The organism is Methanocalculus sp., from assembly GCF_030651615.1.
Taxonomy (GTDB): Archaea; Halobacteriota; Methanomicrobia; order Methanomicrobiales; family Methanocorpusculaceae; genus Methanocalculus.
In genome coordinates, this window is sequence record NZ_JAUSCG010000138.1 from 1 (window position 1) to 4730 (window position 4730).

A 4730-nucleotide genomic window follows, 5' to 3' on the forward strand; every position below is an offset into this window, starting at 1 on the left:
AGGAACGGTCATCTCTCCGATCAACGAAGACCGTCCCCTCACCCACCGTATCACCCGGATTGCAGATCTCTCTCCCGGAGTTGCTTCTGTTACTGCCAAGATTTTTCAGAACTGGGATGTCAGGCATGAACGGATGCAGCAGACCGGCCTCCTTGGAGATGAGAGCGGCACCGTGAAGTTCACCGTCTGGAGAGGGGGATCTGATATGGTACTGGCTCAGGATCAGGCCTATACAATTCTCTATGCCGCCGTTGAGGAGTATAACGGCCGTCTCTCCTTAACGATCGATCCGGCCGGATGTACACCGGTGGATGACACAGATATCGAGGTTAAAGCGGGATCAGGAGCTCAGGAAGAGGCTCTGCCACGGTTTGAAGGAAAGATCATCGCCGTTGAGCCCTCCGTCTCAGATGCGATCAAAGAGAATGGGATCATCGCAAACGCCGATGGTGCATATGCCTTCACTCTCTGGGCAAATGCCGGTGTTTTAAGTCTTGAACAGAGTGAATGGTATGCGATCGAAGGTGCCACCATGGGAACGTTCCGTGGTGCTCCCAGAGTCTCGATCGGTGAGGGTGCAATCGTCACCCCGGTTGAGGATCGCCCACTCTCCCCACCTCCGATGACCCCTGTTGCAGAACTCTCCCCCGGCATCGCCACGATCCGGGTGAAACTTGTGCAGGAGTGGGAGAGTAAGAGCGACCGGATGCTCCAGACCGGCCTTGTCGGTGATGAGACCGGTGTGGTGAAGTTTGTCATCTGGGCGGGTGACGGGAGGGAGAAGATAGCTCAGAATACCGTCTATACCTTCTTTTATGCCGTTGTTGAAGAGTTCAATGACCGCCTCTCCGTCAACCTGACACAGTCGACCGCATTCCCTGATGAGGATGCCGAGATTGAGATCTCCCGTGGAGGAACTACGATTGCAGGTGCGATAGTCCATATCGCTTCAGGCTCAGGGATCGTCAAACGATGCCCGGTGGAAGGGTGCAACCGTGTCCTATCACGGCAGAACTTCTGCCCGGTTCATGAGTTTCAGCCGAACTTCAGGTACGACCTTCGGATCAGAGGCACCCTGGATGACGGCCACCTTGCCCGAAACGTCCTGCTTCAGCGCGATGTGGTCGAGGCTCTCTTCTCGATGACCCTTGCAGATGCACAGGATATCGCTGAGAACCAGCCTCTTGGCGCCGATGAGGTCGTCCGCCAGCTCACCGAACGTGCACTCGGACGGTACCTCCGGGTGACCGGCCGTGAGTTTGAAGACCTCTTCATTGCCAATCAGGCCGAATGGCTGTCCCTTGATATGAGCAGACATACTGCTCTTATAAACCGTGCCGGAGGTGATCAGGCATGACCGAGCGAATCCAGAGTTATGTTCGTGAACCAGCAAAACGGATCTTTGCCGCCGAACTCAGGGATGCCCGGCATTCCTTCCGTGTCGGCGAAGATGAAAAGAGCCCGACCTATGTGCTCCTTCCAACAGGCGAGCGGTCGAACCGGATCTTCATTGTCGGATCGCTCACCCAGAAGGAGAAGGTTGGTGAACAGCACAGCATGTACCGGGTACGGGTGGCCGATCCCACCGGGACCTTCTTCGTCACCGCAGGATCATACCAGCCTGAGGCGATGCAGCAGGTTGCGAAGGTAGAACCGCCCGCCTTCGTTGCGGTCGTCGGAAAGCCGAATGCCTACGAGACACCGGATGGAAAAGTACTCATCTCTGTCCGTGCCGAGACGGTGACGGTCGTTGACCGCGATATCCGGGATCTCTGGGTGCTTGACTCTGCCGAAGCAACACTGGACCGGATCGATTCGTTTGGCGAATCTCCTGATGCTGAAATGGCACAAAAGGAGTACAATCCAAACCTTGAATCCTATAAAAAGATGGTCTATGACGCCCTTGTGGCGATCAGACCCTAAATTACTTTTTTTTAAAAAAAATGAGTAAGATTAATGTGGGATTAGTTCGAAATCCTTTTCAGATCAGATTCCAAAATAATTAAAAATCAATGTTACAATAATGCTCGCAATTACTCCCCCAATTAAGATACCTATTAATTGTTGCTTTAAATATATATAAATTCTAAATTTTTCATAATAGTGTATTTTATCCTCATCAATATCTTCTAAAAGAGAAAGTCCTAATTCATTTGTTTCACGGTATTTTTTGATTGCATCAAGGGAATTTATACCAACAGATTTCATCTCAATTCTTCTGGCTTCTTTCGCAGATTTTTTGAAGTCATTATATTTTTTTATGAAAATTGACTCTTGGCTATTAATTGTAAATTTTCGCATGGATTCGTCTTTATAAATTTTATCAATTGGATCTGAAATTGAAATCCACAATAATTTATGACAATCCAATATAAGTCGCATTAGATGATTGTATGCCTTATCTAAATTATCTTGAGATATCTCTTTATCAGGATATTTTAGATGCACCATTAAATGGCTGAATGTTGCTTCAATATCTAATAACATATTTACGGGTTTATCTGAGATATACGCAACCAAATCTGAATATGCAGGTAGATATTCATCATCATACAATTTAAAAAAATCATCTATAATTACCATATTATTCAATTTGATTTTACATCAGAGATTCAATTTTTTTATCTATCTCATAATCTTTTAAACTGAATACGCACCCTGCATGATTAATCAACAAACTCTCTTGTTTTTTAACTCTCAGGGCCCTTCCAATTTTTTTTTCAATAACATCATCAATTTCGATTGTCGATTTTAAGTCATCGATTGAGATTCCAAATTTTTTTTCAAAATACATTGTTTTCATTTTTACCATCTGTTTTTAAGTTTTTCATAATACATGTTTGAAATGTTTATAGAGTATAACTAATTTAGAAGTAGAAAAAGTTTCTTTAAAAAAGTTTAAATAATAAATATTCGTTTGCTAGGATGTAAATCCTGAAGGTTCATTTGGTTCAAAAACGTATTCACAGGAGAAGAGTATCTACACATACCCCCGTAAGCATACTTATGAAACCGACTCTCTTCTCCAGTTCTCCCACGCCTCGATGATATCATCCCCGGTTACAAACGGGAAGTCATGCTCTTCTCCATATGCCTGAGCCTTCTCTTTATCGAGAGCATTGCCGGTCTCATCATCAAGCATCTCGCAGACGGTCACCGCAGGGGTGATCCCTGCCATAAGAGCAAGGGCAATTGAGAGTTCGGTCTGGCCCCGCCTCTGGTCAAGGAGGGTGTCAGCTGCCCGGAGGATCGCCGAATGGCCCGGTGTCCGAAACTCTGCTCCAAACGGGGGGAGTCCGCCACCATTCATTGCTGCATGAACATGATCTGCGATCTTTGAGATGGTGAGGGCACGGTCATGGTCGGTGATACCGGTGAAGGTCTTCCTGTGATTCACCCAGAGTGAGAAGGATGAATGATTCTTCCGATCATAGGGGACATCCCCTTCCTTCTCACCAAGTTCTCCGCACCGGGAGAAGACATCAGATGCAAACGGGAGTCCGAGGGTCTTTGCCGCATCCGGATGTATTGCTGTACATATCAGCCCTCCCCCGTCCTTTCTCATTCTGAGGATGTCTTTTGCGGTGATCAGATCAGATCGGATCGTGAGATCAGTCTCCCGTTCACGGTTGTCAAAGTCGTAAATGAGGACGAATCTGCCCTCCCTGAGTGCGTTTATTGCTTCGTTAATCATATCCGATCTCCACCTCGATGATATCGTTATCCTGTAATTGAAGTTCTTCCCTGAGAGGAGCGCCAGAGATCAGCTCGACGATATCCTCAGGGTAGTGGGTCCTCCCCGGCACGATGAGAGCACAGGGTATCCCCTGAATCCTGCATGGGAGGCAGCGTGCCTCTCCGAATGTCCTGTGTTCATCTGAAAAACCTGGAATGGTCATCCACTCGAGTGATTCAAGCCTCTTCCGCACAGGTATGCTCTGCTGGTTCAGCCTGAGGTTTAAGGTGCCGGGAAACGGTTCAAACCCGCAGTTAATCCGGAACTGGGTTTTGTAATGGTCAAGGGACATATAGTACCGCCCCTCGCCAAGACCGGAGATAACCATCCCTGAAAGGATGAAATGCCCTCCGGTACGGGAGAATATCCGGCAGTATTCGGCATGCTCCCTCCTGAGAACCTCCTCACCCCCTTTCGTCACCGTCACCGACTGGCCGGAAGGATCAATCATCCGGTTGATCAGGTGAGCCGATTCAAGGGCCTTTAAACGGCGTGATATCGTCTGAGGGCTCGTTCCAAGCGTCGTGCTGAGACTCTGTGTAGAAACCCGTACCGGGCCGCGGCATCCGCCAAGGAGGGCTATCGCCTTTAATACCGGGAGATCTCCTGCATCAGGCATCTGCATGATTACCAGATTTGGGAGGCTAGCTATTTATGGGTATCGACACGGGTGAGAAGTGAAGGTCTTCCGGAAGGCCGCTTCATCGGGATCACTTCAGCCCCTTCCATGTTTCCGGCGGCCCAGAGGTACCGTTCCCGAACTGAAGCAGAGAGTGCCCCTTCAGGAACAGAAACAAAACCAAACTCTGAATAGAACTTCTTCAGGTGCTGCACAGCGTACATCAGGAGCTCCTCGTTATAGCATGCCTCAACGAGTGCACCCACCACCAGCCGGGAGAGGCCACGGCCACGGTGAGACTCAGGGGTGAAGACGGCATCAACCTCAAAAGAACCATCAGGATGATCCCTGCATCTGGCGAGTGAGACGATCTCC

7 protein-coding genes are annotated in these 4730 nt (G+C 48.6%); 2 read left to right on the forward strand and 5 right to left on the reverse strand.

Annotated elements, in window-relative coordinates:
- Nucleotides 1-1357 (forward strand): hypothetical protein (locus tag Q7V06_RS06015; RefSeq protein WP_304839479.1); only part of this gene is annotated, 1357 nt, incomplete at its 5' end.
- The gene (locus Q7V06_RS06020; RefSeq protein WP_304839481.1) at nt 1354-1923 is read left to right on the forward strand and encodes an RPA family protein; all 570 of its coding nucleotides are present in this window, start codon (nt 1354-1356) and stop codon (nt 1921-1923) included. The genes Q7V06_RS06015 and Q7V06_RS06020, both read left to right, overlap by 4 nt.
- 63 nt (nt 1924-1986) lie before the next feature.
- On the opposite strand, the gene Q7V06_RS06025 is transcribed toward Q7V06_RS06020, so the two are convergent.
- From Q7V06_RS06025 to Q7V06_RS06045, 5 genes are all read right to left on the reverse strand, one after another.
- On the reverse strand, nt 1987-2583 hold the full coding sequence (locus tag Q7V06_RS06025) for a hypothetical protein (RefSeq protein ID WP_304839484.1): 597 nt from the start codon (nt 2581-2583) through the stop codon (nt 1987-1989).
- A gap of 16 nt (nt 2584-2599) precedes the next feature.
- Nucleotides 2600-2812: a hypothetical protein gene (locus tag Q7V06_RS06030; protein ID WP_304839486.1), complete on the reverse strand. Its 213-nt coding sequence runs from the start codon at nt 2810-2812 to the stop codon at nt 2600-2602.
- Nucleotides 2813-3004: 192 nt separating this feature from the next.
- Nucleotides 3005-3694 carry a 3,4-dihydroxy-2-butanone-4-phosphate synthase gene (gene ribB / locus Q7V06_RS06035; protein ID WP_304839490.1) on the reverse strand — a complete coding sequence of 230 codons (690 nt, stop codon included), beginning with the start codon at nt 3692-3694 and terminating at the stop codon, nt 3005-3007.
- Nucleotides 3687-4355 (reverse strand): DUF120 domain-containing protein, encoded by a 669-nt coding sequence (locus Q7V06_RS06040; RefSeq protein WP_304839493.1) that lies wholly within the window; start codon nt 4353-4355, stop codon nt 3687-3689. The genes ribB and Q7V06_RS06040 overlap by 8 nt, the downstream gene beginning before the upstream one ends.
- A 29-nt stretch (nt 4356-4384) precedes the next feature.
- Nucleotides 4385-4730: GNAT family N-acetyltransferase (locus Q7V06_RS06045; RefSeq protein WP_304839495.1), on the reverse strand; the 346-nt coding region annotated here is incomplete at its 5' end.